Source organism: Prevotella sp. AM23-5, assembly GCF_003473645.1.
GTDB classification, from domain to species: Bacteria; Bacteroidota; Bacteroidia; order Bacteroidales; family Bacteroidaceae; genus Prevotella; species Prevotella copri_A.
Genome location: NZ_QUCG01000031.1, coordinates 1 through 26,270, shown reverse-complemented (window position 1 = coordinate 26,270; position 26,270 = coordinate 1). Strand labels below are relative to the sequence as shown.

The 26,270-nt window shown below is 47.9% G+C and carries 20 protein-coding genes, 1 tRNA gene and 1 pseudogene; 21 read left to right on the top strand and 1 reads right to left on the bottom strand.

Features of this window, described 5'->3' with window-relative positions; all coding sequences use genetic code 11:
- The first annotated feature begins 96 nt into the window (after positions 1-96).
- From guaB to DW657_RS09040, 21 genes and pseudogenes are all read left to right on the top strand, one after another.
- Entirely contained in the window at positions 97-1,581 is a 1,485-nt protein-coding gene (gene guaB / locus DW657_RS09135) for an IMP dehydrogenase (protein ID WP_117662332.1), read from the top strand.
- Between the two features lie 16 nt (positions 1,582-1,597).
- Positions 1,598-3,028, top strand: a complete 1,431-nt coding sequence (locus DW657_RS09130; protein ID WP_118312282.1) for a peptidylprolyl isomerase — start codon at positions 1,598-1,600, stop codon at positions 3,026-3,028.
- 28 nt (positions 3,029-3,056) lie between these two features.
- The gene (locus DW657_RS09125) at positions 3,057-4,511 is read left to right on the top strand and encodes a peptidylprolyl isomerase (RefSeq protein ID WP_118312281.1); all 1,455 of its coding nucleotides are present in this window, start codon (positions 3,057-3,059) and stop codon (positions 4,509-4,511) included.
- On the top strand, positions 4,508-6,337 hold the full coding sequence (locus DW657_RS09120; RefSeq protein ID WP_118312280.1) for an OstA-like protein: 1,830 nt from the start codon (positions 4,508-4,510) through the stop codon (positions 6,335-6,337). The genes DW657_RS09125 and DW657_RS09120 overlap by 4 nt, the downstream gene beginning before the upstream one ends.
- Positions 6,338-6,351: 14 nt before the next feature.
- Positions 6,352-8,229 (top strand): DNA mismatch repair endonuclease MutL, encoded by a 1,878-nt coding sequence (mutL, locus tag DW657_RS09115; protein WP_118312279.1) that lies wholly within the window; start codon positions 6,352-6,354, stop codon positions 8,227-8,229.
- A gap of 92 nt (positions 8,230-8,321) precedes the next feature.
- The gene (locus DW657_RS09110; RefSeq protein ID WP_118312278.1) at positions 8,322-9,227 is read left to right on the top strand and encodes an OmpA family protein; all 906 of its coding nucleotides are present in this window, start codon (positions 8,322-8,324) and stop codon (positions 9,225-9,227) included.
- 159 nt (positions 9,228-9,386) lie between these two features.
- Positions 9,387-9,464: transfer RNA gene (locus DW657_RS09105), tRNA-Val, on the top strand.
- Positions 9,465-9,593: 129 nt separating this feature from the next.
- Entirely contained in the window at positions 9,594-10,940 is a 1,347-nt protein-coding gene (purB, locus tag DW657_RS09100; RefSeq protein ID WP_117662344.1) for an adenylosuccinate lyase, read from the top strand.
- A 117-nt stretch (positions 10,941-11,057) separates the two neighbouring features.
- Positions 11,058-12,608 (top strand): pseudouridine synthase, encoded by a 1,551-nt coding sequence (locus DW657_RS09095; RefSeq protein ID WP_118312277.1) that lies wholly within the window; start codon positions 11,058-11,060, stop codon positions 12,606-12,608.
- A gap of 66 nt (positions 12,609-12,674) precedes the next feature.
- Entirely contained in the window at positions 12,675-14,102 is a 1,428-nt protein-coding gene (gene asnS, locus DW657_RS09090; RefSeq protein WP_118312276.1) for an asparagine--tRNA ligase, read from the top strand.
- Between the two features lie 173 nt (positions 14,103-14,275).
- Positions 14,276-15,361, top strand: coding sequence for a tryptophan--tRNA ligase (gene trpS, locus DW657_RS09085; RefSeq protein ID WP_089544976.1), 1,086 nt, complete (start codon positions 14,276-14,278; stop codon positions 15,359-15,361).
- Positions 15,362-15,387: 26 nt separating this feature from the next.
- Positions 15,388-16,674: pseudogene (locus tag DW657_RS09080) on the top strand (MATE family efflux transporter).
- A gap of 197 nt (positions 16,675-16,871) precedes the next feature.
- Positions 16,872-17,051 carry a tetratricopeptide repeat protein gene (locus tag DW657_RS09075; RefSeq protein WP_089544974.1) on the top strand — a complete coding sequence of 60 codons (180 nt, stop codon included), beginning with the start codon at positions 16,872-16,874 and terminating at the stop codon, positions 17,049-17,051.
- A gap of 77 nt (positions 17,052-17,128) precedes the next feature.
- Positions 17,129-17,359: a 4Fe-4S binding protein gene (locus DW657_RS09070; protein ID WP_089544973.1), complete on the top strand. Its 231-nt coding sequence runs from the start codon at positions 17,129-17,131 to the stop codon at positions 17,357-17,359.
- Positions 17,360-17,362: 3 nt separating this feature from the next.
- Positions 17,363-18,445, top strand: coding sequence for a 3-methyl-2-oxobutanoate dehydrogenase subunit VorB (locus DW657_RS09065; protein WP_118312275.1), 1,083 nt, complete (start codon positions 17,363-17,365; stop codon positions 18,443-18,445).
- Positions 18,442-19,206: a thiamine pyrophosphate-dependent enzyme gene (locus tag DW657_RS09060; protein WP_118312274.1), complete on the top strand. Its 765-nt coding sequence runs from the start codon at positions 18,442-18,444 to the stop codon at positions 19,204-19,206. The genes DW657_RS09065 and DW657_RS09060 overlap by 4 nt, the downstream gene beginning before the upstream one ends.
- Before the next feature lie 5 nt (positions 19,207-19,211).
- The gene (locus DW657_RS09055) at positions 19,212-19,760 is read left to right on the top strand and encodes a 2-oxoacid:acceptor oxidoreductase family protein (protein ID WP_118312273.1); all 549 of its coding nucleotides are present in this window, start codon (positions 19,212-19,214) and stop codon (positions 19,758-19,760) included.
- A gap of 80 nt (positions 19,761-19,840) precedes the next feature.
- Positions 19,841-21,850, top strand: a complete 2,010-nt coding sequence (locus DW657_RS09050; RefSeq protein ID WP_118312272.1) for a family 20 glycosylhydrolase — start codon at positions 19,841-19,843, stop codon at positions 21,848-21,850.
- Between the two features lie 42 nt (positions 21,851-21,892).
- The gene (locus tag DW657_RS09045; protein WP_118312271.1) at positions 21,893-22,096 is read left to right on the top strand and encodes a hypothetical protein; all 204 of its coding nucleotides are present in this window, start codon (positions 21,893-21,895) and stop codon (positions 22,094-22,096) included.
- Positions 22,097-22,105: 9 nt separating this feature from the next.
- Positions 22,106-22,249, top strand: a complete 144-nt coding sequence (locus DW657_RS17755) for a hypothetical protein (protein WP_158573456.1) — start codon at positions 22,106-22,108, stop codon at positions 22,247-22,249.
- A gap of 500 nt (positions 22,250-22,749) precedes the next feature.
- Complete coding sequence (locus tag DW657_RS09040) at positions 22,750-24,099, top strand: ATP-binding protein (RefSeq protein WP_118312270.1); 1,350 nt, start codon at positions 22,750-22,752, stop codon at positions 24,097-24,099.
- Between the two features lie 225 nt (positions 24,100-24,324).
- Here DW657_RS09040 and DW657_RS09035 read toward each other — a convergent pair whose 3' ends face one another.
- Positions 24,325-26,055 carry a glycoside hydrolase family 9 protein gene (locus tag DW657_RS09035; RefSeq protein ID WP_118312269.1) on the bottom strand — a complete coding sequence of 577 codons (1,731 nt, stop codon included), beginning with the start codon at positions 26,053-26,055 and terminating at the stop codon, positions 24,325-24,327.
- Between the last annotated feature and the right edge of the window lie 215 nt (positions 26,056-26,270).

The window sequence follows — 26,270 nt, the reverse complement described above, 5'->3', positions numbered from 1 at the left end:
AAATAGCATTAATAAGGTAAGATTTTCGTAAAAAGCGAACTCTATCTGAGAAATTATTGCTAAATTTGCACGCAATAAATTTTTAAAGGTTACAATATGTCATCATTTGTTGCAGATAAAATTGTAATGGACGGTCTTACTTACGACGACGTCCTTCTGATCCCTGCTTATTCAGAGGTACTACCAAAACAGGTAGAGTTGAAAACCAAGTTCTCTCGTAACATCGAGTTGAACGTTCCATTCGTTACAGCAGCGATGGACACCGTTACCGAGGCTTCAATGGCGATTGCTATCGCCCGCGAAGGTGGTATTGGTGTCATCCACAAGAACATGACCATCGAGGAGCAAGCTCGTCAGGTGGCTATCGTGAAGCGTGCTGAGAATGGTATGATTTATGACCCTGTCACCATCCGTCGTGGCAGTACAGTGAAGGATGCGCTGGATATGATGCACGACTATCATATCGGTGGTATTCCAGTGGTGGATGACGAGAATCATCTCGTTGGTATCGTGACCAACCGTGACCTTCGTTTCGAGCGTCACATGGACAAGAAGATTGATGAGGTAATGACCAGCGAGAACCTGGTTACCACTCACATCCAGACCGACTTGGTTGCCGCAGCTTCCATCTTACAGGAGAACAAGATTGAGAAGCTCCCTGTAGTTGATAATGAGAATCGCTTGGTAGGTTTGATCACTTACAAGGACATCACCAAGGCTAAGGACAAGCCAATGGCTTGCAAGGATGCCAAGGGTCGCCTTCGCGTGGCTGCCGGTGTTGGTGTTACAGTTGATACCTTGGACCGTGCCAAGGCTCTGGTTGAGGCTGGTGCTGATGCCATCGTTATTGATACTGCTCATGGTCACTCTAAGGGTGTTGTTGAGAAGCTCAAGCAGGTTAAGGCTGCCTTCCCACAGGTAGATGTAGTAGTAGGTAATGTTGCTACTGGCGAGGCTGCCAAGTATTTGGTAGAGAATGGCGCTGATGGCGTAAAGGTAGGTATCGGTCCTGGTTCTATCTGTACTACCCGTGTCGTTGCCGGTGTAGGTGTGCCTCAGTTGAGTGCTGTTTATGATGTATATTCTGCCTTGAAGGGTACAGGCGTTCCTTTGATTGCCGATGGCGGTTTGCGCTATTCTGGTGACGTAGTGAAGGCTCTGGCTGCTGGTGGTAGCTGCGTAATGATCGGTTCATTGGTAGCTGGTACTGAGGAGAGCCCTGGCGATACTATCATCTTCAACGGCCGTAAGTTCAAGAGCTACCGCGGTATGGGTTCTCTCGAGGCTATGGAGCAGAAGAATGGTTCTAAGGACCGTTACTTCCAGGGTGATACCAAGGATGCCAAGAAGCTTGTACCAGAGGGTATCGCAGGTCGTGTTCCTTACAAGGGAACTGTACAGGAGGTTATCTACCAGTTGATTGGTGGTTTGCGTTCTGGTATGGGTTACTGTGGTGCTGCTACTATCGAGAACTTGCACAACGCTAAGTTTGCCCGCATTACAAATGCCGGTGTATTGGAGAGCCACCCACATGATATCACTATCACCAGTGAGGCTCCTAATTACAGCCGCCCAGAATAATTATTTGAAAAGTAATATGAGATTTTATGCGCTTTTTGCAGCTATGCTCCTTTCGGGGAGCATAGCTTTTGCTCAAAACGACGACCCTACTATCATGACTATCAATGGTCAGCCTGTCAGTCGTTCGGAATTTGAATATTCTTATAACAAAAACAATTCCGAGGGCGTGATTGACAAGAAGACAGTCAATGAGTATGTTGACCTATTTGTTAATTACAAACTTAAGGTTTTGGCGGCATTGGATGCCCATATCGATACTACGGCTTCTTTCAAACAGGAGTTTCTGCAGTATCGTGACCAGCAGGTGCGTCCGGCGATGATCAGTTCGGGAGATGTGGAGGCGGAAGCGCAGAAAATTTACGAAGAAGCGAAACAACGTGTCAGTAAGTCGGGCGGAATGGTTCATCCTGCCCACATATTGATCCGTTTGGGACAGAAAGCCTCTGCTGCAGACCAGGAAACGGCGCGACAGAAGGCTCAATCTATCTATCAGGCTCTATGCAAAGGGGGCGATTTCGCCGGATATGCCAGAAAGTATTCTGATGACCAGGGTTCTGCCGTCAAGGGGGGAGACATCTCCTGGATATCAAGAGGGCAGACGGTGAAGACTTTTGAGGATGCTGCGTTCTCACTCAAGGTGGGAGAAATCAGCAAGCCAATCCTCTCGGAGTTTGGCTATCACATCATCAAGCTGATGGGAAAGCAGGACTTCTATCCTTATGATTCGGTGAAGAACGATATCCTTCGTTTCATCGATGCCAAGGGAATCAGAGAAAGAATCATCAACGAAAAGTTGGATTCCATTGCCAGAACGTTGCCTGCGGGAAGTGACCGTGAAACCGTCTTGGATCAGAAAGCTTCAGAATTGTCGGCTCACGACAAGAATCTGAAATATCTCATGCAGGAGTATCACGACGGATTGCTGCTCTATGAAATCAGCAACCGGATGGTATGGGAGAAAGCGGCGAATGATGAACAGGCACAAGCTGCTTATTTTGCCAAGAACAAGAAGAAATACAGATGGGAGCATCCCCGCTTCAAGGGTATCGCTTACCATACAAAGGATGCTGCCGATGTGGCAGCGGTCAAGAAATGCGTAAAGGGTAAGCCTTTCAGCCAATGGGCAGAGTTGCTTCGAAGGAAGTTTAATGCCGATTCGGTGGTGCGTGTCCAGGTGGAGGAAGGAATCTTCAAAAAGGGAGATCATCCTGTAGTGGATTCACTGGTGTTCAAGACAAGCGCCAAGGTAGAGAAGGTTAAAGGTTATCCTTACGATGCTACATTCGGAAAAATTCTCAAGAAGGGACCTAAGGAATACACGGATGTGAAAGCCTGGGTGATAGCCGACTATCAGGACCAGCTGGAGAAGGAATGGGTGGCAACATTAAGAAAGAAATATCAGTTTGTGGTGTACCCTGAGGTATTAGCCACGGTAAACAAACATTAAATATAAAATTCAAGCAGAATACAGATCTATGAAGACTGGATATAAAATGAGTCTGGCGTTTATCGCATTGCTCCTTATCATGGGCATGAGCGCAAGCGCCTCACGTATGGGCATGAGTCGCCATGCTTCGGTTGCCGACAGTGATTCGGCAAAGTTGGAAGCGGTGAACGACTCGCAGTCAATCGACCCGGGAAGTATTGTTGACGAGGTGATCTGGGTAGTTGGAGATGAGGCTATCCTCAAGTCTGACGTCGAGGTTACCCGCTTGCAGTCGGAGGCAGATGGCATCAAGTTCGTCGGCGATCCAGACTGTTCTATTCCTGAGCAGATTGCCGTGCAGAAACTTTTCCTGCATCAGGCTGCCATCGACAGTATCGAAGTGTCTGAGTCGGAAGTCATGCAGGGCATCGACGACCAGATCAACTACTGGGTTTCCATGATTGGATCCCGTGAGAAGCTGGAGGAATACCGTAAGCAGAGCATCACCCAGATGCGCCAGCAGATGCATGATGATTTCAAGAACCGCCAGCTCATCCAGAAGATGAAGCAGGAACTGGTAAAGAATATCAAGGTTTCTCCTGCGCAGGTACGTAAGTATTTCAACAACTTGCCTACGGATAGTATTCCATTCGTTCCTACAGAGGTGGAGGTAGAGATCCTGACCATGCAGCCTCGTATTCCGATGGAAGAAATCAGCCGTGTGAAGAACCAGTTGCGTGACTTCACCGACCGCGTGAACAAGGGTGAGACTACTTTCGCTACTTTGGCTCGTATGTACAGTGAAGACCCGGGTTCAGCCCGAATGGGTGGTGAGATGGATTATATCGGACGTGGTATGTTGGATCCTGCATTTGCCAATGTAGCATTCAACCTGACCGACCCAAAGAAGATTTCCAAGATTGTGGAGTCTGAGTTCGGTTATCACATCATCCAGTTGATTGATAAGCGAGGTGACAAGATCAAGTGCCGTCATATCCTGCTCAAGCCAAAGGTTTCACAGGAGGCTATCGACAAGTCAATCGGTCGTCTGGATTCCATCGGTAATGATATCCGTGCCAAGAAGTTTACCTTCGAGGCAGCCGTAGAGGCATTGTCTGATGACAAGGATACCCGTAACAACAAGGGATTGATGGCAAATACAGCCCAGGCAGACAACCGTACCTCTAAGTTCCAGATGAAGGATCTTCCTACAGAGGTGGCACGTGTGGTAGATACCATGAAGGTAGGTCAGATTTCTGCACCTTTTACCATGGTCAACAGCAAGGGCAAGACTACCTGCGCCCTGATCAAGTTGGTGAGCAGGGTAGAGGGTCATAGAGCTACCATTACTGAAGATTTCCAGGTAATGAAGGATGTCGTACTTGCCAAGGAAAGAGAAAAAACGTTGCATGACTGGGTGGTTGACAAGATTAAGAAGACCTACGTTCGTATGAACGATCGCTACAAGAATTGCAATTTTGAATATCAAGGTTGGGTTAAATGATCAATAACAAGCAACATAATATTAACAAGAACGGGCATAGAATCTTTTTCATATTGATTCTATGCCTATTTGGGTTTTGTCTGGTGCAGGCTATGCAGGCACCTAGGAAGAAACACAAGAAGCGCCCGGAGGGTGAGAGAGTCTATCTTCTTCACGCCGATGAGCTGCGCTATGATATGTTTGGCAGAAACCCTGATGCCCAGATTGTAAAGGGCAAGGTTTCGTTCATGCACCAGGGAGGTCATCTCACCTGCGACAGTGCCTATTTCTATCAGGGTACCAACTCTGTGAAGGCTTTCGGTCATGTGCATTACCGTCAGGGTGATACCTTGTCGCTTACCTGCGAGAGGGCTGAATATGATGGTATGATGCAGATGATGCATGCCCGCAGAAATGTGGTACTGCACCATCGCAGACAGACCCTGAAGACGGACAGTCTGGATTTCGACCGCCTGTATAACATGGCGAACTTCTTTGACGGAGGTACGCTTATCGACGGTAAGGACCGACTGGTTTCCGACTGGGGAGAATATCATACCGAGACCCGAGAGGCAAAGTTCGTCTTCAATGTGAAGTTGCGCAGTGGTAAGGATGTGGTTACCACCGATACCTTGTATTATGACGTTCCAACCTCTACCGCCCACATGGTGGGACCTTCCAAGATTGTTTCCGGTTCCAGCGTGGTGCATACGGCAGATGGTTATTATGATACCAAGACCGATAAGGCTAAGCTCTTCGGCCGTTCTACCTTGGTGGATAAGGATAAGTCGATTACGGGTGACAGTCTCTACTATGTCAAGAATGGCGAGAGTACGGGTTATGGCAATGTGGTGTATGTGGATAAGAAGAATAAGAATTCTCTTACCTGCAACTATCTCCGTTATAATGAGAAGACGGGAATGGGATTCGCTACCAAGCGACCTGTAGCCATCGACTATTCTCAAAAAGATACGTTGTGGATGCACTCAGATACCATGCGCATCTATACTTTCAATATCAATACAGATTCGGTATATCGCAAGGTGCATGCCTATCCGCATGTCCGTGCTTTCCGCAACGATATGCAGGCTATCTGCGATTCCCTGGTCTTCAATTCCAAGGATTCCTGTATGACGATGTATAAGGATCCTGTTATCTGGAATGCCAACCGACAGATGCTCGGTGAGGAAATCAGAGCTTATATGGCAGACTCCACCATCCGCTTTGCCCATGTTATCGGTCAGGCTCTCTCTATCGAACAGATGCCGGACAGCGTACATTATAATCAGATTACTTCTTCTGAAATGAAATCCTATTTCGAAAAAGGAGAAATGAAGATGACGGAAGCGATCGGCAATGTGCAGACGGTCTATTATATGACCAACGACAAGGACAGTTCCCTGGTGGGACTCAACTATCTGGAGACCGATACCATGCGTATGTATCTGGGAGCAGCCAGAAAGTTGGATAAGATCTGGACCAATAAGTTCACCAGTACTATGTATCCGATTACACAGGTTCCGCCAGCCAAGTATAAGTTACCTAACTTTGCGTGGTTTGAGGACCTCCGACCAACGGATAAGAATGATATTTTTGTATGGCGTGGCAAGTCGAGTGGCACGGAGTTGAAATCCATCAAGCGCCATGAGGCACCTTTGCAGTCCCTGAAGAAGGAACCGCTCAAGGAGGATAAGGAGAAGGCTGAAGCTGAGACTGCATCTGGGAAAACAGACAAGAAGGCATCCAAGAGTGCATCCAATACAGCTCCTAAGAAAACTGTTCGTGCAGCTTCCAGAAAAACCTCAAAGGTAGCGCCAAAAGTTACCAAGAAAAACAAACGTAAATAAAAAAAGAAACGACGATGAGTGATGTCATCCAACTTTTACCAGATTCTGTTGCCAATCAGATAGCAGCAGGAGAAGTGATACAGCGACCAGCTTCTGTCATCAAGGAGCTGGTGGAGAATGCTGTTGATGCCGGCGCCAGGAATATTCAGGTGGTCGTGGTGGATGCGGGTCGCACCAACATCCAGGTCATTGATGATGGCAAGGGAATGTCGGAGACGGATGCCCGCCTTGCCTTTGAGCGCCATTCCACCTCTAAGATCCGTAAGGCAGACGATCTCTTTGCCCTCCGTACGATGGGATTCCGAGGAGAGGCTTTGGCTTCTATCGCTGCCGTGGCACAGGTGGAACTCAAGACCCGTCAGGAATCTGACGAGATAGGTACCCTCGTAGCCATATCGGGTTCCCGGTATGAGCGTCAGGAACCTTGTGCCTGTCCTGTGGGAACCAACTTTTCTGTGAGCAATATCTTCTACAATGTTCCTGCCCGCCGTAAATTCCTGAAATCGAATTCTACCGAGCTCAATAACATCCTTACCGCTTTTGAGCGCATTGCCTTGGTGAATCCGCAGATTTCGTTTACCCTGCACAGCAATGGCACGGAAGTGTTCAATCTTCGTGCTGCCAATCTGCGCCAGCGTATCCTGGATGTGTTTGGCAAGAAGTTCAATCATGATCTCTTGCCCGTCAATGTAGAGACAACCATGTGCAAGGTTTCCGGATTTGCCGGCAAACCGGAGGCTGCCCGCAAGAAGGGAGTGCATCAGTTCTTCTTTGTGAACGGCAGATACATGAAGCATCCTTATTTCAACAAGGCGGTGATGGCGGCTTACGACCGTCTGATTCCGGTAGGAGAGCAGGTGCCTTACTTCCTCTATTTCGAGGTGGATCCTAAGGACATCGACGTGAACATCCATCCTACCAAGACCGAAATCAAGTTTGAGAATGAGCAGGCTATCTGGCAGATTCTCTCGGCTGCCGTGAAGGAGAGCATCGGTATGTTTAATGATGTACCTACCATCGACTTCGATACCGAGGATAAGCCGGAAATCCCGATGTTCAATCCGGAAGAGATTCCTTCGGCATCGGCTCCGAAGATCAGCGTCAATCCGGGATATAATCCTTTTAAGACTCGTCCTGCCACTACGGCGAAGCCTGTTGGAGCCGGTTTTCCTGGTCCTTCCAGTACCAAACCGGAGATAGACCAGAACTGGGAACAGCTTTACGAGGGGTTGAAAGACCAGGATGAACAGCAGCATACGATGGAACTCTTTGATGAGCCCGAGCAGGCTACTGCTGCAGGTACTACGGCCAGCAGTATCATTGCAGAGAAGTCGCCATCCCATTATCAGTATAAAGGCAAGTATATCATGACCGCCGTGAAATCGGGATTGATGATCATCGACCAGCATCGTGCCCATGTGCGTATCCTGTTCGAACAGTATCTCAAGCAGCTTGCCGAGCGCACCTTCCATTCCCAGAAGGTTCTCTTCCCGGAAGTAGTGCAGTTCCCGATGTCGGAGAAGGTAATCTTCGAAAAGATCTTGCCGGAAATGAACGGGATGGGATTTGAATTGGAAGATCTGGGAGGTGGCAGCTATGCCGTCAACTCCGTACCTGCCGGTCTGGAAGGTATGAATCCGGTAAGACTGGTGCAGGATATGGTATCCAGTGCTGTGGAGAAAGGAGTCTCTGCCATGGATGAAATCAACCAAGCCCTGGCTCTTTCGCTTGCCCGTCAAGCAGCGATACCGCACGGACAGGTGTTGAGCAATGAGGAGATGGAAGGATTGGTCAATGGACTTTTCGCCTGCGAGAATGTGAACTATACTCCTGATGGCAAGTCGGTGCTCTGCATCCTCCAGCAGCAGGAGATAGAGCATCTTCTGGGGTAGAGGCTTCCATCATCAAAGAATGCTATATATAATATCGAAGATTGCTATATATAATAAGGTGTAGTTAAACTGAAAGTTTAAAATAGATAGGTATGAAAAAGATATTTGCTTTGCTGGCTTTGGCCAGTGTTTCTATGGGTAGTTTTGCTCAGGATGTGGTTCCTGAAGAAAAATATAGTATTGCCACCAATTCTTTTTTCAGTAATTGGTTTGTGCAGGCTGGCTTGGACTGGAATGCATGGTATTCTGCCGAAGAGAGAGGACACGATCTGTCGAAAAGTCCTTTCAAGAAGTTCCGCAGCAATCCGGGCATCTCCCTGGCTTTCGGTAAGTGGTTTACGCCAGGTATCGGTCTTCGTACCAAGATTCAGGGATTTTGGGGAAAGAAGGTGGATGCCGACTGGAACGAGGATACCAACGAGGGCAATGGTAACAAGTATTGGGTAGCCAATGAGCAGGTGATGTTCAACCTGACCAACCTTTTCAAGGGTTATAAGGAAGAGCGCGTCTGGAACATGATGGCGTTTGCCGGTGCCGGTGTGGGCCGCTCGATGACTCACGACAACTATGCCATGAATTACAGTCTGGGTCTTCATTCGGCATGGAAGGTGGCAGAAAAGGTTCAGCTTTTTGCTGAGGCTGGTCTGAATACCTTCGATCATAACATTGATAATTGTGCAGGAAGTGCCGACCAGTCTTGGACCCGCCGATGCAAGAATTACTATTTCGAACTAGGTATTACCTACAATTTGGGCTCTTCCCGTTGGAGAAAGGCTCCGGATATGGATATTGTTGATACGCTTCACCAGTCAGAACTGGATGCCCTGAATGCTGCTTTGGAAGATGCCAATGCAGAAACCGAGCGTTTGAGAGGACTTTTGGAGAAAAAGCAGGCTGGAGAGAAGGAGACAGAGCATGCTATCGACGTAGCTCCTGCAGATTCCGTAGATATTCCAGCTGATTCTGGAGATGCTCCTGCAGATTCTGTGGAACAGTAAGTTTTGGCAAAAAGCGCCAAATCATCCTATATAAAGGGCATTTTTCCCCGTGGAAAATGCCTTTTTTCATGTTTTTTCAACGAAAATGAAAAAAAAGTAGGAAAAAGTTTGGTGGAATCAAATATTTGTAGTACCTTTGCAACCGCTTACGAAAAGTTAGGGCGCTTAGCTCAGCTGGTTTAGAGCATCTGCCTTACAAGCAGAGGGTCGGCGGTTCGAATCCGTCAGCGCCCACCAAGTTAAAAGGTCTTTCAACAATCGTTGAAAGACCTTTTTGTTTTAATTAAAGCTAAATAATTCTCAGTTTTTCTGTTTTCTCGTAGGAATTCATTAACTTTGCACCCTATATAAATAATACGTATTGTTATGAATTTAGATTTATTGACTGCCATATCACCTATAGATGGTCGTTACAGGGGAAAAACAGAGCAACTCGCTAACTACTTTTCAGAGTATGCTCTCATCCGTTATCGTGTTCGAGTAGAGATAGAGTATTTCATTACTTTATGTGAGTTACCATTGCCACAGCTGGCTTCTTTCGATCAGTCGCTGTTTGAGCGTTTGCGTGACATCTATCGTCATTTCAACGAGAACGATGCTCAGCGTGTGAAAGACATTGAGAAGGTTACCAACCACGATGTGAAAGCTGTTGAGTATTTCATCAAGGAAGAGTTTGACAAGATTGGTGGCTTGGATGCCTACAAGGAGTTTATCCACTTCGGCTTGACATCTCAGGACATCAACAACACCAGTGTGCCTCTTTCAGTGAAGGAAGCTCTGGAGGAGTGCTTCTACCCTCAGGTTGAAGAGCTGATTGCCCAGCTTCAGACTTATGCTGATGAGTGGAAGGATGTACCTATGCTGGCTAAGACTCATGGTCAGCCTGCTTCTCCTACCCGTTTGGGCAAGGAAATCATGGTTTATGTATATCGTCTTACCGAGCAGCTTGATTCTTTGAAGGCTTGCAAGTTTACTGCTAAGTTTGGTGGTGCTACCGGTAACTACAATGCTCATCATGTAGCTTATCCTGAGTATGACTGGAAGGCTTTCGGTAACAAGTTCGTCAGCGAGAAGCTGGGCTTGGAGCGTGAGCAATATACTACTCAGATCAGCAACTATGATCATCTGGGTTCCATCTTTGATGCCATCCGCAGAATCAACACCATTATCATTGACTTGGACCGTGACTTCTGGATGTACATCTCTATGGATTACTTCAAGCAGAAAATCAAGGCCGGTGAGGTTGGTTCCAGCGCCATGCCACACAAGGTGAACCCTATTGATTACGAGAACAGTGAGGGTAATCTCGGTATTGCCAATGCCATCCTCCAGTTCCTGGCACAGAAGCTCCCGGTTAGCCGCTTGCAGCGTGACCTTACCGACAGTACCGTACTCCGTAACATCGGTGTGCCTCTCGGTCATAGCGTCATCGCCATCCAGAGCACATTGAAGGGCTTGCGTAAGCTCATCCTCCATGAGGAGAAGTTGCAGGAAGATTTGAATAATACCTGGGCTGTAGTAGCTGAGGCTATCCAGACCATCCTTCGTCGTGAGGCTTATCCACATCCATACGAGGCTTTGAAGGCGCTCACCCGCACCAATACCCATATGACAGAGGAGACCATTCATGAGTTTATCAAGGGATTGAATGTAAGCGATAGCGTGAAGGCCGAACTGATGGCTATCACTCCTAGCAATTACACCGGTATTTAATCAAAAAGCAGTTTCCCTAACGGGCAGCCAAGGATATATCAAGACATATCATATATAACATAATTAATAATAATAGATTTATTAACCCGGCCGTGAGGCTTTTATATTGAATAAATTATGGATTCAGAGTTCGAAAACAAACCACAGAGTCAATCGTCTGAGAGCGAGAACACCCGAGAGGGCTTCAACGCAGGCGGTTATCAGAAGAGTTATCGTAGTGTAGGTCGCACACAGCGTCCACGTATTAACAGTCATCGCCCATCATTCAACAGCGATAGAAGTAGCAGCAGTAGCGAGGGTGGCTTCCGTCCGGAAGGCTTCGGTGCTGGCTTGCAGAGCAGTTCTACCAGCTCTAGCAGCGAGCGTCCACAGCGTAGCTATGGTAGCAGCCGTGGCAGCTATGGCAGCCGTCCACAGCAGGGTGGCTACAACAGCCGTCCTCGTTTCAATAATAACGCAGAAGGTGACGATCAGCATCCATCAACTGGTGGCTATCAGCCACGTCAGCAGGGTGGTTACAATGGTCGTCCTCAGCAGGGTGGCTATGGCAGCCGTCCACAGCAGGGTGGCTACAACAGCCGTCCTCGTTTCAATAATAACGCAGAAGGTGACGATCAGCATCCATCAACTGGTGGCTATCAGCCACGTCAGCAGGGTGGTTACAATGGTCGTCCTCAGCAGGGTGGCTATGGCAGCCGTCCTCAGCATGGCGGTTACAACAGCCGTCCTCAGCATGGTGGCTACAACAGCAACCGTGGTGGTGGTTATGGCCGTCCTCAGCAGGGTGGTTACAATAGCAACCGTGGTGGCGGCTATGGTCGTCCACAGGGTGGTGGCTATGGCAACAACCGTGGTGGTGGCTTCCGTCAGCACACTCCAGGATACGATCCAAATGCTAAGTATAGCATGAAGAAACGTATCGAATACAAGGAGGAGAATATCGACCCAACAGAGCCATTGCGCTTGAATAAGTTCCTTGCCAATGCTGGTGTCTGCTCTCGCCGTGAGGCTGATGAGTTCATCCAGGCTGGTCTGGTAACTGTCAATGGTCAGGTAGTTACCGAGTTGGGTACCAAGATTCTTCGCACCGACGAGGTGAAGTTCCATGATGCTGTAGTATCTTCGGAGAAGAAGGTATATGTATTGCTCAACAAGCCAAAGGATTACGTGACAACCAGCGACGATCCTCAGCAGCGCAAGACTGTGATGGACCTCGTAAAGGATGTATGCCCTGAGCGTATCTATCCTGTAGGTCGTCTCGACCGTAACACAACAGGTGTACTCCTGTTGACCAACGATGGTGACCTGGCTTCTAAGCTGACTCACCCTAAGTTCTTGAAGAAGAAGGTATATCACGTACACCTTGACAAGAACCTCACTGCTCACGATATGCAGCAGATCAGCGAGGGTATCACTTTGGAAGATGGCGAGATCAAGGCAGATGCAGTTGCTTATGCTGACGAGCGTGACAAGTCACAGGTAGGTATCGAAATTCACAGCGGTAAGAACCGTATCGTTCGCCGTATCTTCGAGAGCCTCGGCTATCGTGTAACCAAGCTCGACCGTGTTCAGTTTGCAGGTTTGACCAAGAAGAATCTCCGTCGCGGTGACTGGCGCTTCCTTACTGAGAAGGAAGTAGATATGCTCCGCATGGGTGCTTTTGAATAAGGATAATAAGATATAATAAGAAAGGAGACTATCTGTTTAGTCTCCTTTTTAACCTATTAATTAACAATGGAAAAAGTAAAAAGAACTAAAGTCGTTGACTTGCTCAAGAGCACAGCCTACGACTCAATCGTGAATGTTAAGGGATGGGTTCGTACCCATCGTAGTAGCAAAGCAGTCGATTTTATCGCTCTTAACGATGGTTCTACTATTAATAATATTCAGATAGTAGTCGACCCATCAAAGGTCGATGAGAATCAGCTCCGCCAGATTACCACTGGTGCCTGCATCAGCGTAGTAGGTACCTTGGTAGAGAGCCAGGGTGCCGGTCAGAGCGTTGAGATTCAGTGCGAAAGCATCGAAATCTACGGTCTTTGCGGCAACGACTATCCAATGCAGAAGAAGGGACAGAGCTTCGAGTACATGCGTCAGTATGCTCACCTCCGTCTCCGTACCAATACCTTTGGTGCCGTGATGCGTATCCGCCACAACATGGCGATGGCTATCCACACCTACTTCCACGAGCATGGATATTTCTACTTCAATACTCCTCTCATCACAGCCAGCGACTGTGAGGGCGCAGGTCAGATGTTCCAGGTAACAACCAAGAACCTCTACAACTTGAAGAAGACAGAGGATGGTAAGATCGATTATTCTGATGATTTCTTCGGCAAGCAGACTTCATTGACTGTTTCTGGTCAGTTGGAGGGTGAGCTGGGTGCCACAGCACTCGGTGCCATCTATACCTTCGGTCCTACTTTCCGTGCAGAGAACAGTAACACTCCTCGCCACCTGGCTGAGTTCTGGATGGTTGAGCCAGAGGTTGCTTTCCTGGATATGGATGGTTTGATGGAGTTGGAGGAAGACTTCATCAAGTATTGTATCCGTTGGGCACTGGAGCACTGCAAGGACGACCTTGCTTTCTTGAACAAGATGATCGACAAGGGCTTGCTCGCTCGTCTGGAGGGCGTATTGAATTCAGACTTCGTTCATCTTCCATATACAGAGGGTATCCGCATCCTGCAGGAGGCTATCGCCAACGGCAAGAAGTTTGAGTTCCCATGTGAGTGGGGTGATGACCTGGCTTCAGAGCACGAGCGCTTCCTCGTAGAGGAGCACTTCAAGCGCCCAGTCATCATGACCAACTATCCAAAGGCTATCAAGGCATTCTATATGAAGATAGACGAGGAGGAGAGCGGCTTCGGCGGCAAGAGCGGTCAGACCGTTCAGGGTACCGACGTACTGTTCCCACAGATTGGTGAAATCATCGGTGGTTCTGTCCGTGAGGAGAGCTATGACAAGCTGATGGGTGAGATTGAGGCTCGCAATATTCCTATGAAGGATATGAGCTGGTATCTTGATACCCGTAAGTATGGTTCATGCCCACACGCAGGTTTCGGTCTCGGTTTCGAGCGTCTGATCCTCTTCGTAACCGGTATGCAGAACATCCGTGACGTGATTCCATTCCCACGTACACCAAAGAATGCAGAGTTCTAATTTTCGTTGATATCAACGAAAACAGAATATAGGATAAGCGAGGCTTCTTTTTCGGAGGTCTCGCTTTTATTTTGCCAACTAAGCTCTGGGTTTTGCTTATTTTTACATCTTTTCTTCCTCATTCTCATTATTTTATTGTACCTTTGCACCTAAAAATATAAAATCGTAAGAAAATGGGAAAGATTATATTGACGGGCGACCGTCCAACAGGTAAACTTCACCTGGGTCATTACATCGGTTCCTTGCAGCGCCGAGTACAGCTTCAGAATGCTGGTGACTTTGACAGAATGTTCGTATTCATGGCAGACGTTCAGGCTTTGACAGATAACGCTGACAATCCTGAGAAGATTCGCCAGAACATTACAGAGGTAGCACTCGATTATCTTTCTGCGGGTCTCGATCCACAGAAGTGTACACTCTATATCCAGAGTATGATTCCGGAGTTGGCTGAGTTGACTACCTACCTGATGAACCTCATCTCTGTATCTCGTGTTCAGCGTAACCCAACCGTGAAGACTGAGATCAAGATGCGTAACTTCGAGGCAAACATTCCGCTCGGTTTCTTCTGCTATCCTGTGAGCCAGGCTGCCGACATCACCGCTTTCAAGGCTACAACTGTGCCTGCCGGTGAGGACCAGGAGCCTATGCTGGAGGTAACCCGCGAGTTGGTTCGCCGTTTCAACCAGACTTATGCGCCTGTATTGGTAGAGCCAGAGATCCTGCTTCCAGAGATTGCCTGCTGCCGTCGTCTTCCAGGAACTGATGGTAAGGAGAAGATGAGCAAGAGTCTCGGCAACTGCATCTATATGAGCGATGACGAGAAGACTGTCTGGAAGAAGGTGAAGAAGATGTCTAACGGTGAGCCACGCATGAGCATGGAAGAGCCAGGACATCTGGAGGGCAATGCCGTGTTCACTTATCTGGAGGCATTCTCTACTCCTGAGGATTTCGCTGAGTTCTGGCCAGAGTTCAAGACTTTGGACGAGTTGAAGGAGCAGTATGTGAAGGGTGGTATCGGTGATGGCACCTGCAAGAAGTTCCTGAACAGCGTCATCAACAAGATGCTCGACCCAATCCGTGCCCGCCGTCATGAGTTTGAGCAGGATATTCCTGAGGTATTCAATATCCTGAAGAAGGGTAGCGAGGATGCCCGCGAGTTTGCAGCCCAGACTATGGATGAGGTTCGCAAGGCTATGCGCATCGACTACTTCAGCGATGCTGCCTATATTGAGGAGCAGGCTGCGAAGTATAGAATTTAATACTTGTCACTTAAACACTGGAATAAGTGAATAAACGAATATTACAATTAGCGGTACCGTCGATAATATCCAATATCACGGTACCGCTTTTGGGTTTGGTAGATGTCGCCATCGTCGGACATATCGGCGATGCAGCGTATATCGGAGCCATTGCCGTGGGCTCGATGCTCTTCAATGTCATCTACTGGCTCTTCGGATTTCTGAGGATGGGAACCAGCGGAATGACTTCGCAGGCATTGGGCAGGAGAGACTTTGCCGAGGTGGTGAGACTCCTGATTCGCTCCCTGGGCATTGGCGTGGGGATAGGACTGCTGTTCTTTATCTTTCAGAGATGACTCATCGGATGTGGATTGTGGGCTATGTCGCCGGAAACTGATGTCGTGGAACTGGCTCGCAGATACTGCTATGTCTGCATCTGGGGAGCTCCCGCCGTGCTCGGACTCTATGGATTCACGGGCTGGTATATCGGTATGCAGAACACGCGCATTCCGATGGTGGTATCGCTCTCTCAGAATGTGGTGAATATCGTAGCCTCTCTGGTGCTCGTCTTCGTCTGCAGGATGACGGTAGAAGGTGTGGCGCTCGGAACGGTCATCGCCCAATGGTGGGGATTCCTGATGGCATGCGTGCTCTATCGGCTCTACTATCGCCGGCTGGGCAAGTATGATTATCGCCAGCATCTCTTTGATTCCGAACCGCTGAAGCGGTTTTTCTCCTTGAACAGAGACATCTTTCTCCGTACCGTATGTCTGGTGGCTGTAAACCTCTTCTTTACGGCAGCCGGTTCCAGAGAGAGTACGCTGGTGCTGGCAGTGAATACCCTGCTGATGACGCTCTTTACCATCTTCTCTTATTTCATGGATGGTTTTGCGTATGCGGCAGAGGCGTTGAGCGGCAAGTATTATGGAGCCGGGAACAGGGAGACGTTCCGGGAAGTGGTAAAGCGGACGATGGGTTTCGGCGTCGTGGTGGCGATTCTTTTCACCTTATTATATATAGTGGGTGGAGAAAACTTTCTCTCTTTGCTGACCAGCGACAGGCAGGTGGTGGCGGCAGCGGGAGCGTATCTGGGATGGGCGGTGCTTATTCCGCTGGCAGGTATGTCGGCATTTGTCTTCGATGGCATCTTTGTGGGCATCACCCAGTCGAAGTCTATGCTTTGTTCCACCGCTGTAGCTTCTGCTTCATTCTTCGGAATGTATTTCGCCCTTCATTCTTTGTTGGGCAATCACGCCCTATGGCTTGCCTTTATTCTCTACCTCGTTTTGAGGGGTATCGTATTATTCGTCATTTACCGTAGAAAACTGCGGTAAATGACGAATTGTGTTTTAATAGAATATAATAATAGAAATAATGCACATTCTTCTCGAAAAATTGCACACTTGAAATATTGTGTGCGCATTTTATGGAAAAACTACATTAATTTAGTTTAAAACTTACGCTTTTATTCTTTTTCTTAGCATAATTTTCGTACTTTCGCAGAATAAAATTAAAAAATATATAGAGTAAAATGACAGCAGAAGAGTATTATCAGGAAGGAAATGCCTGGCGAAAGCAAGGCGACTTCAAGCGTGCCCTCGACAGCTATATGGAGGCGATAGCTCTCGATCCGGAGAGTCCTGCCGTGGCAGCCAAGGAGATGCTGGATGATATCATGAGCTTTTATTGCAAAGACTACTACAATCCATAGCAATCTGTTGTGGACAGTAGCAGTTTTGGTTACTCCAGTGAAGAATGATAATATAAGAAAAAGAAAATATATAGAATATGAGCAAAATTAAAGGGGCCATTGTGGTCGATACGGAGCGTTGCAAAGGATGCGCACTCTGTGTAGAAGCTTGTCCTCAAGATGTCATCGCATTGGCTCTGAAGAAGGTCAATGTGCATGGCTATCGCTATGTTGAGGCTGTCAATGCCGATGCGTGTGTGGGGTGTACCTCGTGCGCCATCGTCTGCCCTGACGGCTGTATCACTGTTTATCGTAAGAAGGAGGACTAAACAATGGCAAATCAAGAAGTAACATTAATGAAAGGCAATGAGGCGATAGCCCATGCCTGTATCAGATGTGGTGCGGATGGCTTCTTCGGCTATCCTATCACACCTCAGAGTGAGATTATAGAGACGCTGGCTCTGCTCAAGCCTTGGGAGACATCGGGTATGGTGGTTCTCCAGGCAGAGAGTGAGGTGGCGGCTATCAATATGGTATATGGTGGCGCCGGCGCCGGTAAGCGTGTCATCACTACCTCATCCAGTCCGGGTGTGGCTTTGATGCAGGAGGGTATCTCCTATATGGCAGGTGCAGAGATTCCGGGTGTCATCGTCAACGTGCAGCGTGGCGGTCCGGGACTGGGTACCATCCAGCCATCTCAGAGTGATTATTTCCAGGCTACCCGCGGCGGTGGTAACGGCGACTACAACGTCATTGTGCTGGCTCCTGCTTCTGTTCAGGAGATGGCAGACTTTGTGGATCTTGCCTTCACCCTCGCCTTCAAGTATCGTAATCCGGCGATGATCTTAAGCGATGGCGTAATCGGACAGATGATGGAGAAGGTGGTTTTGCCACCTATGAAACCTCGTCGTACCGAGGAGGAGATTGCCAGGGAGTGTCCTTGGGCTACCATCGGTCGTCCAAAGAGTCGCCCGGTCAACATCATGACCTCTCTGGAACTCAAACCGGAGGTGATGGAGGAGCGCAATCTTGCCCTCCAGGAGAAGTATCAGAAGATTCGTGACAACGAAGTAAGATATGAGATGGAGCAGATGGAGGATGCCGACTATGTAATCGTAGCCTTCGGTAGTGCGGCACGTATCGCCGAGAAGAGCATCGAGAATGCCCGAGAGCAGGGCATCAAGGTGGGTCTCTTCCGTCCTATCACCCTCTGGCCTTTCCCTGAGAAGGAACTCCATGAGCTGGCAAAGACGAAGAAGGGCATTCTGGTTGTTGAGATCAATGCCGGTCAGATGGTTCAGGATGTGCGCCTGGCTGTGAATGGACAGGCTCCAGTAGAGCACTTCGGTCGCCTGGGCGGCATTGTGCCGGAGCCGGAGGAAATCGTTGAAGCATTAAAGAAGTTAATAAAATGAATGATATAATTTCACCAGAGAATCTGGTATATAAGAAGCCTACGCTGATGAACGATACCCCGATGCACTACTGCCCGGGCTGTTCGCATGGCGTAGTTCATAAGCTCGTTGCCGAGGTCATCGAGGAGATGGGCATGGAGGATAAGACTGTGGGCGTTTGTCCGGTGGGCTGTGCCGTCTTCGCTTACCGCTATTTGGATATCGACTGGCAGGAGGCTGCCCATGGCCGTGCCCCTGCTGTAGCTACGGGTATCAAGCGTATGTGGCCAGACCGTCTCGTCTTCACCTATCAGGGTGATGGCGACCTGGCGTGCATCGGTACCTGCGAGACCATCCACGCCCTGAACCGTGGCGAGCATATCGCCATCATCTTCATCAATAATGCCATCTATGGTATGACGGGTGGACAGATGGCTCCAACCACCCTGTTGGGTCAGAAGACCGCTACCTGTCCTTACGGACGAGAGGCTGATCTTCATGGTTATCCACTGAACATCACCGAACTTGCCAGCCATCTGCAGGGTACCTGCTACGTAACCCGCCAGAGTGTGGAGACCGTGGCAAGCATCCGCAAGGCGAAGAAGGCCATCCGCAAGGCTTTCGAGGCAAGTATGCAGGGCAAGGGTTCCAGCCTGGTAGAGATTGTTTCTACCTGCAACAGCGGCTGGAAGCTCTCACCTGTTGAGGCAAACAAGTGGATGGAAGAGAACATGTTTAAGCAGTATCCTAAGGGCGACCTGAAGGATACAACAAATTTGTAAGAACAATGAAGACAGAAATCATTATATCCGGTTTTGGTGGTCAGGGCGTCCTTTCGATGGGAAAGATCCTGGCTTACTCAGGACTGATGGAGGACAAGGAGGTGACCTGGATGCCTGCTTATGGTCCGGAGCAGCGTGGTGGTACAGCCAATGTAACGGTCATCGTGAGCGACAGCCGCATCTCTTCGCCTATCCTGAGCCATTACGATGTTGCCATTGTGCTCAATCAGCCATCGCTCGATAAGTTTGAGCCGAAGATCAAGCCAGGCGGCATCCTGATTTATGATGGTTATGGCATCATGAATCCACCTCAGCGCAAGGACATCACCATCTATCGCATTGATGCGATGGACAAAGCTGCCGAGATGAAGAATTCAAAGGTGTTCAATATGATTGTATTGGGTGGACTGCTGAAGGTTTGCCCTGTGGTGAGCACCGACGGTTTGAACAAGGCACTCTTCAAGTCGTTGCCAGAGCGCCATCATAACCTGATTCCATTGAATATGCAGGCAGTGGAAGAGGGAATGAAAATTATCGAGAAAGTAGAACGATAAGTTTTAAAATAGTACGCTAAGTTAGAGACAATAGGTCGATAGCTTAGCGGACTGATATTAATTTTTTATAGATAAGCCGTATGACTAAAAAATCCAACAATCTATTGTCCCTTTTCGGGGCACTCTTACTAACCTCGCCGCTCCAGGCCCAGAGTCTGCTGCCAAAACCGCAGCAGGTTACGATGGGCAAGGGCGTTTTTAACACCAGCGACGGTGTGAAAGTAGAAAACCAAGTAGGCGCTGATGCCGAGAATATCTATACCAAGGCATGGAATGTCAAGGTGAATGATGCAGCCAAGCGAGTGGTGAAGTTTACTCCACTCGCCAATGCATCTTCGCCAGAGGCATACCGGCTTCATGTGGCACCTGATGCCATTGAAATCAGTGCCGCCAGCAGCGAAGGCTTCCTCCGTGCCTGGCAGACCATGGAGCAGCTTACCACCAAGAAAGGCATTGCATGCTGCGACATCGTGGATGCACCTGCCTACAAGTGGCGCGGTTTGATGCTCGATGTTTCCCGTCATTACTTCCCAATCTCCTTCCTCAAGAAGCAGATTGATGTGATGTCGGAATATAAGTTCAACCGTCTCCATATCCATCTGACCGATGCAGCCGGATGGCGCATCGAAATCAAGCGTTATCCTAGACTCAACAATTTCGCCGCCTGGCGTTCGGGTAAGTTATGGAAAGACTGGAATGCCAATGGCAACAAGTATCTGGAGCAGGGCAGCGAGGGTGCCGAGGGTGGTTACTACACCCAGGATGAACTCCGCGACCTGGTGAAATATGCTGCCGAGCGTGGCATCACCATTGTTCCGGAAATCGAAATGCCGGGTCATTCTGAGGAGGTGCTTACCGCATATCCAGAGTTATCCTGTACCCATGAGCCTTACAAGCAGGCAGATTTCTGTCCGGGCAACATCGGAACCTACGATTTCCTGGAGAATGTCTTGAAAGAGGTGATGGATATCTTCCCGTCTCATTACATCCATGTGGGTGGCGATGAGGCTGCGAAGAAGTCATGGGGCAGTTGTGCACTTTGCCAGAAGAAGATGAAGGAGCTGGGCATAGACCATGTGGATGGATTGCAGGCTCATCTCATTTCCCACATGGGCAAGTTCCTGAACGAGCATGGCAGACAGCTCGTGGGTTGGGACGAGGTGATTGCCGGAAATCTCTCCAAGAATACCACCGTGATGGTTTGGCGTGGCACCGAACTGGCACACGAGGCCATCAAGCATGGCTACGATGTGGTGATGTCGCCGGGAGCTTACTGCTACTTCGATATGTATCAGGATGCGCCGGGCACCCAGCCTGTGGCAAATGGCGGTTTCATTCCTACCGAGAAGGTGTATAGCTACGTGCCGGGAAGCGATCTTCCTGAGGCGGAGCGCAATATGATTACCGGTGTGCAGGCAAACCTCTGGACCGAGCATATTCCTACTCCAGAGTATGCCGAGTACATGCTTTATCCTCGTGCCTTGGCTCTGGCAGAGATTGGCTGGAACGGAACCAAGACCAAGAACTATCCTGAGTTCAAGACCCGTGCCCTGGCGCAGATAGAACATCTGAAGGCTGAAGGCGTGAACCCATTCGAGTTGAAGAAGGAGATTGGTGAGCGCAAGGAGAAGATGAAGCCGGTGCAGCACAAGGCTGTGGGTGCCAAGGTTACCTATAACCATGCTTACAACCGCTACTATCCGGCGGCTGGCGAAAAGACGCTGGTGGATGGCAATATGGGCGGATGGGCTCATGGCGATGGACGCTGGCAGGGCTTTATCGGCAAGGATTGCTTCGATGTAACCATTGACCTCGGTAAATCTACCAAGATCAGCAGCGTGGGCACCGATTTCATGCAGAGCAGCGGTCCTGAGATTTTCTATCCATCTCAATATACGGTATCAGTTAGTGAGGATGGCAAGAACTTCACCCAGGTATTCGACAAGAAGTATGAGTCGAGCAAGGAGCCGATTCTGAATTTCAAGACGCTTACCTGGAAGGGCGGCAAGACAGCCCGCTACATCCGTGTTCAGGCGAAGCCAAGCAGCTTCGGCGGCTGGCTGTTTGTTGATGAGATTATCGTGAAATAATACGCCCTGAACCAACGGTCACCGGCCGAAGGGAAAGTCATCATGTGTGTAGGTCAGGGAGCCTGGGAGGAAGAACTGCTCTACAGTACCCGTCAGATGGATGCCTTGCTCAAGGAGAAGAATGTCCCTGCCTGGGTAGACTACTGGGGACATGACATTGACCATGACTGGGCTTGGTGGCGCAAGCAGATTGTTTATTTCATGCAGCATCTTCTGACTGATTCAGAAGTGGACTATGTAATTTAGGAAATTGATATGATTGAGATTAGACATATTGAAGAGAAGGACCAGCAACAGTTGGCTGCCATGTATGAACGTCATGGCTTCAGGCATATTCCTCTGCGCCTTGGTGACTCAGGACATACCGCCACCACTATATTTATGCTCAAGGAGTTGTAGGACAACGTCTACGAATGTTGCCTCTTTAAATCACAACTGCAAAATAGAATCTCCAGAGAGAAATCGAGTAGCTTATGCTCCTTGGTTTCTCTCTTTTTTTTGTTTTGTTTGATCAGTTAAGTGACGTTTGGGATTTCAAATAGCGTTTTGAAAATACTTTTTTATACAAAATATGGCCTGAATTATTGGGTATTGACAGATGAGCAGTTTAACCGTTATTGTGATGCCTTGCGATGATGGGAAGCAACAGATGAGTGGAAAAACTGGGATATAGAAAATGGTGATGATGACTTTATTCACTGAGATCTGCAGGATATTTGGCAGTTGCTTGTTGAATTCGCGGAATTCGCGCGAATGAAAAGTGTGTTAAAAGCGTTAAAACTTGGAAAAACGGACAAAAATATGTGTAAATTCCTTGGAAAAACGGACAGAATATAGTACTTTTGTCTTGGAAAAACGGACAAAATGCATCCGTTTAATATTAGAAAAGAGGACAAAAAATGATTAAGCGTAAGATAGACAGATATTTAGCTGACTTTTTCGATACCCATAAGAAAGCGTTGATGTTGACAGGAGCAAGACAGATAGGAAAAACATATTCTATCCGTCGTTTCGGTCATGAACATTTTGAAAGATTCGTTGAAATCAATTTCATTGAAAATCCGGGTTTGGTAAAGGTCTTCAGCAAGGCGAAGAACTGTCAAGACATCTTATTGCGTCTCTCCACAGTGACCAGCCAGGATTTAATAAAGGGTAATACCCTTGTGTTTTTTGATGAAGTGCAGGAATGCCCGGAAATTGTAACTGCCATCAAGTTTTTGGTGGAGGAGGGGAGTTATCGCTATATTTTAAGTGGTAGCTTATTGGGTGTGGAAATTAAGAATCTCCGTTCAGCTCCAGTGGGATATATGGATGTGAAAGATATGTATCCGCTTGATTTGGAGGAGTTTGCAACTGCCGTTGGTATCAACGATAGAATTATAGATGTTTTGAGGAAACATTTTACAGAAGGGACGTCTGTAGATGAATTCATCCATGAAAAGATGATGGAGGTATTCCGCCTTTATCTTATTGTAGGTGGAATGCCTGCAGCTGTTGATAAATATCTGACTACTAATAATCTGCAAGATGTAATGGCAGAGCAGCAGGCTATCATACGTCTTTATAAGCAGGATATAGCGAAATATGACCCTGACCATAAATTGTATATTCAAGAAATCTTTGACAGGATTCCTGCTGAGCTTGATGCCAAGAACAAGCGTTTCATATTGAAGAACCTGAATGAAAACATCAAGTTTTCACGTTATCGGAATAGTTTCTTGTGGTTGAAGGATGCTGGTGTTGCTCTGCCGGTATATAATGTTGAGGAGCCTACTGTGCCTTTGATTTTGTCGAGCTCCCGAAACTTATTCAAACTGTTTATGGCTGACATTGGTCTTTTGGCATGTCTTTATGCAGATGGCATTCAGCTGAAGATTTTGGATAACGAACCGTCCATCAACTTTGGTTCGATATATGAGAATGCGGTGGCACAAGAACTCTGGGCGCAAGGTTTCCAGCTGTATTATTATAACAACAAGCGGCAGGGTGAACTGGATTTTGTGATAGAGCAAGATGGTGAGGTGTTGCCTTTAGAGGTTAAATCGGGCAAGGATTATGAGCGTCACAAAGCGCTTACGAATGTGATGAACTCTACAACCTATCAGATTTCAAAAGCCTATGTGTTGTGTAACGATAATGTGAAGAAGGTGGGAAAAATCACTTATCTCCCTATTTATATGCTGATGTTTATCAAGAATGAACAGAAACTTCCTACCCAATACACCCTTGATTTAAGCGGACTGGTTTAAGGAGTTGGTTTAACTAACCTTTAAATTTTGGAGTACCTTTTGATTGTGAGAATTGGTACGAAAGAAACAACTGAAGAATGGATGAGTAGGGATGATGTAGATGGGGAAGGTGACAACAAACTAAAAGCGTAAACCTGATTTTACTTAGGCTTACGCTTTTGCATGTTGTAGTTCTTTGAAGATCTCCCCCTTTTGGTCTTTATATGGATAATCTCCAATGTTCTGTTAGTTTATCCATCCAAGCAGGGACACCAGATAGGCGTTCCAGTTGATGGCAATCTCGTTTGAGGCATAGCTGCCGACGTTATCCTGGTAGGATTCATCTGGTATGTTGGAAGCATAGGCTGGTACGAATTCGGCATCTTCCTGTCCCTTGTTGGCTCCTCCAGCCACAAGACCAGGTACTGGCTCCTTGATATTGTCGGCTGCAGAGATACGGTGGTGGATATTCATGACCCTCTGGGTGCCGAAGCCTGTCAGGTAGCAATAGCCTGTGGCGTTACGTCCAAAGAAATAATCTAAGGTAGAAAGGGCGGCTTGCCTATACTTGCTGTCCTTTGTCAGGGCATACTCGTACATTTGGGCAATGCCTCTTCCCAGGCAGCTTTCAGAGTTGCTTCCCCAGAGGAAGTCTTGGGCGCTGTTGCCGAAGATACTGTGGAATGAAGAGGTAGCCAGTTTTTGGATATCCTCATCACATTTTTTCTTAAGAGATTCTTTGATCTCTTTCATAGGGAGCTTGCCGGCATCAGGTGTGCCAAGGAGTTCCTGGTTTACCCATTGGAAGATGCCCAGACCTGCCACGTTACCCCAGGATGGAATGCTGAATTCATCTGGAACAAACTGTTTTGCCTGTTCCAGGTAGGATGTTTCAGAAGTCGTGAAGTATAGTTCTGTAGCTGCCCAGAAGAACTCGTCTTCGGTGTGGTTGTCACCATAACCACCCGTTTGGATGGTTGGAGAGAATTTCTTGTTGTTTCCATCCTGGTCATAATACACCGTGGGGTGTTTCACAGCCCATGCGTATGCTTTTTCTGCTGATTCTATGGCTTGTTGGCAGAAGCTTTGGAACTCAGGGAATTTTTGGTAGATTCTGGCGGCCAGTGCCATGGTGGCAGCAAAGTCGAGAGTAGCGGTGGTGGTTTTCTGTACCACATAGCGTTGCTGCTTGCAGTCTTCTGGCATCACGAATCCCTCAAAGTTAGGGGTGGTGAGTTTATGATACACTCCTCCATCGGTTGGATCCTGCATGGTGAGCATCCACTCCAGGTTATACATCATCTCATCCAGGATATCCGGTATCTTATTGTCGGATTCCGGAATTTGAAGATTGAGAGAATTGAATCTATCCTGATGGAGCTGGTAGGACTGCAGAATCAGTCCGAGGGTAAATCCTGAATTGACGATATACTTGTTATAGTCGCCAGCATCGTACCATCCCTTGGGAGAGGATATGATGGTTCCCGCCGGTCTTTTAGGGCTTGCTGCCGAAGGATGCACCATGACATGAGTGTCCAGGTGAGCTGCCGGGCGTGCATACTCGCCAGCATACTTTCTTTCCAAGCTCTCCCCAGAACGCTGATAGTAGTAGCCTTTGATGGATGCTTTCAAGGCTTCCGTATAGGGATCGCTGGAAATGATGAAGCTTTGTTGATGTCTTCCTGCTACCAGGGTATACCTGCCAGGCTTGGTGATAGAGGAGAAGTCTATCTCCTGGCGGATCTTGCTGGAGAATGGGGATTTCTTGGTGGTTGCATGTTTTGTGCGCCAGACGGTTTTACCCTCTTGGTCTCTGATGAGGAAGCTTTTGGTCTTTGCCTCCGGCTCTATGGTTGCTATCTTGCTTTCATGGGTCAAATAGCCAACCTGGTTAACCTTGATGGGATTCTTCTCAGAAGAAGCAGGCATCGTTAATGCTGTCAGCAGCGCCATAGTGGTTAAGATTACTTTTTTCATTTTTCCTTGTTTTTAAAGTGTTATTGTTGTTTTATGCTTATTGTCTGCAAAGATAGTTATTTTAGTTGGAAATTGTTTCTGTTTTCTTAAGATTTAACATTTCGTGTTACTTTTCCTTGATCGCGAATTCAACAAGGCAAATGTCGAACAGATGCAGATGATCGTGACAGGAAGTCTGATTCACAAAACCCTTAATTCCGCAACACTATAATTTA

Coding starts and splice junctions, on each gene's coding strand:
- guaB (WP_117662332.1), top strand. CDS start 97: ATGTCATCATTTGTTGCAGATAAAATTGTAATGGACGGTCTTACTTAC.
- DW657_RS09130 (WP_118312282.1), top strand. CDS start 1,598: ATGAGATTTTATGCGCTTTTTGCAGCTATGCTCCTTTCGGGGAGCATA.
- DW657_RS09125 (WP_118312281.1), top strand. CDS start 3,057: ATGAAGACTGGATATAAAATGAGTCTGGCGTTTATCGCATTGCTCCTT.
- DW657_RS09120 (WP_118312280.1), top strand. CDS start 4,508: ATGATCAATAACAAGCAACATAATATTAACAAGAACGGGCATAGAATC.
- mutL (WP_118312279.1), top strand. CDS start 6,352: ATGAGTGATGTCATCCAACTTTTACCAGATTCTGTTGCCAATCAGATA.
- DW657_RS09110 (WP_118312278.1), top strand. CDS start 8,322: ATGAAAAAGATATTTGCTTTGCTGGCTTTGGCCAGTGTTTCTATGGGT.
- purB (WP_117662344.1), top strand. CDS start 9,594: ATGAATTTAGATTTATTGACTGCCATATCACCTATAGATGGTCGTTAC.
- DW657_RS09095 (WP_118312277.1), top strand. CDS start 11,058: ATGGATTCAGAGTTCGAAAACAAACCACAGAGTCAATCGTCTGAGAGC.
- asnS (WP_118312276.1), top strand. CDS start 12,675: ATGGAAAAAGTAAAAAGAACTAAAGTCGTTGACTTGCTCAAGAGCACA.
- trpS (WP_089544976.1), top strand. CDS start 14,276: ATGGGAAAGATTATATTGACGGGCGACCGTCCAACAGGTAAACTTCAC.
- DW657_RS09075 (WP_089544974.1), top strand. CDS start 16,872: ATGACAGCAGAAGAGTATTATCAGGAAGGAAATGCCTGGCGAAAGCAA.
- DW657_RS09070 (WP_089544973.1), top strand. CDS start 17,129: ATGAGCAAAATTAAAGGGGCCATTGTGGTCGATACGGAGCGTTGCAAA.
- DW657_RS09065 (WP_118312275.1), top strand. CDS start 17,363: ATGGCAAATCAAGAAGTAACATTAATGAAAGGCAATGAGGCGATAGCC.
- DW657_RS09060 (WP_118312274.1), top strand. CDS start 18,442: ATGAATGATATAATTTCACCAGAGAATCTGGTATATAAGAAGCCTACG.
- DW657_RS09055 (WP_118312273.1), top strand. CDS start 19,212: ATGAAGACAGAAATCATTATATCCGGTTTTGGTGGTCAGGGCGTCCTT.
- DW657_RS09050 (WP_118312272.1), top strand. CDS start 19,841: ATGACTAAAAAATCCAACAATCTATTGTCCCTTTTCGGGGCACTCTTA.
- DW657_RS09045 (WP_118312271.1), top strand. CDS start 21,893: ATGTGTGTAGGTCAGGGAGCCTGGGAGGAAGAACTGCTCTACAGTACC.
- DW657_RS17755 (WP_158573456.1), top strand. CDS start 22,106: ATGATTGAGATTAGACATATTGAAGAGAAGGACCAGCAACAGTTGGCT.
- DW657_RS09040 (WP_118312270.1), top strand. CDS start 22,750: ATGATTAAGCGTAAGATAGACAGATATTTAGCTGACTTTTTCGATACC.
- DW657_RS09035 (WP_118312269.1), bottom strand. CDS start 26,055: ATGAAAAAAGTAATCTTAACCACTATGGCGCTGCTGACAGCATTAACG.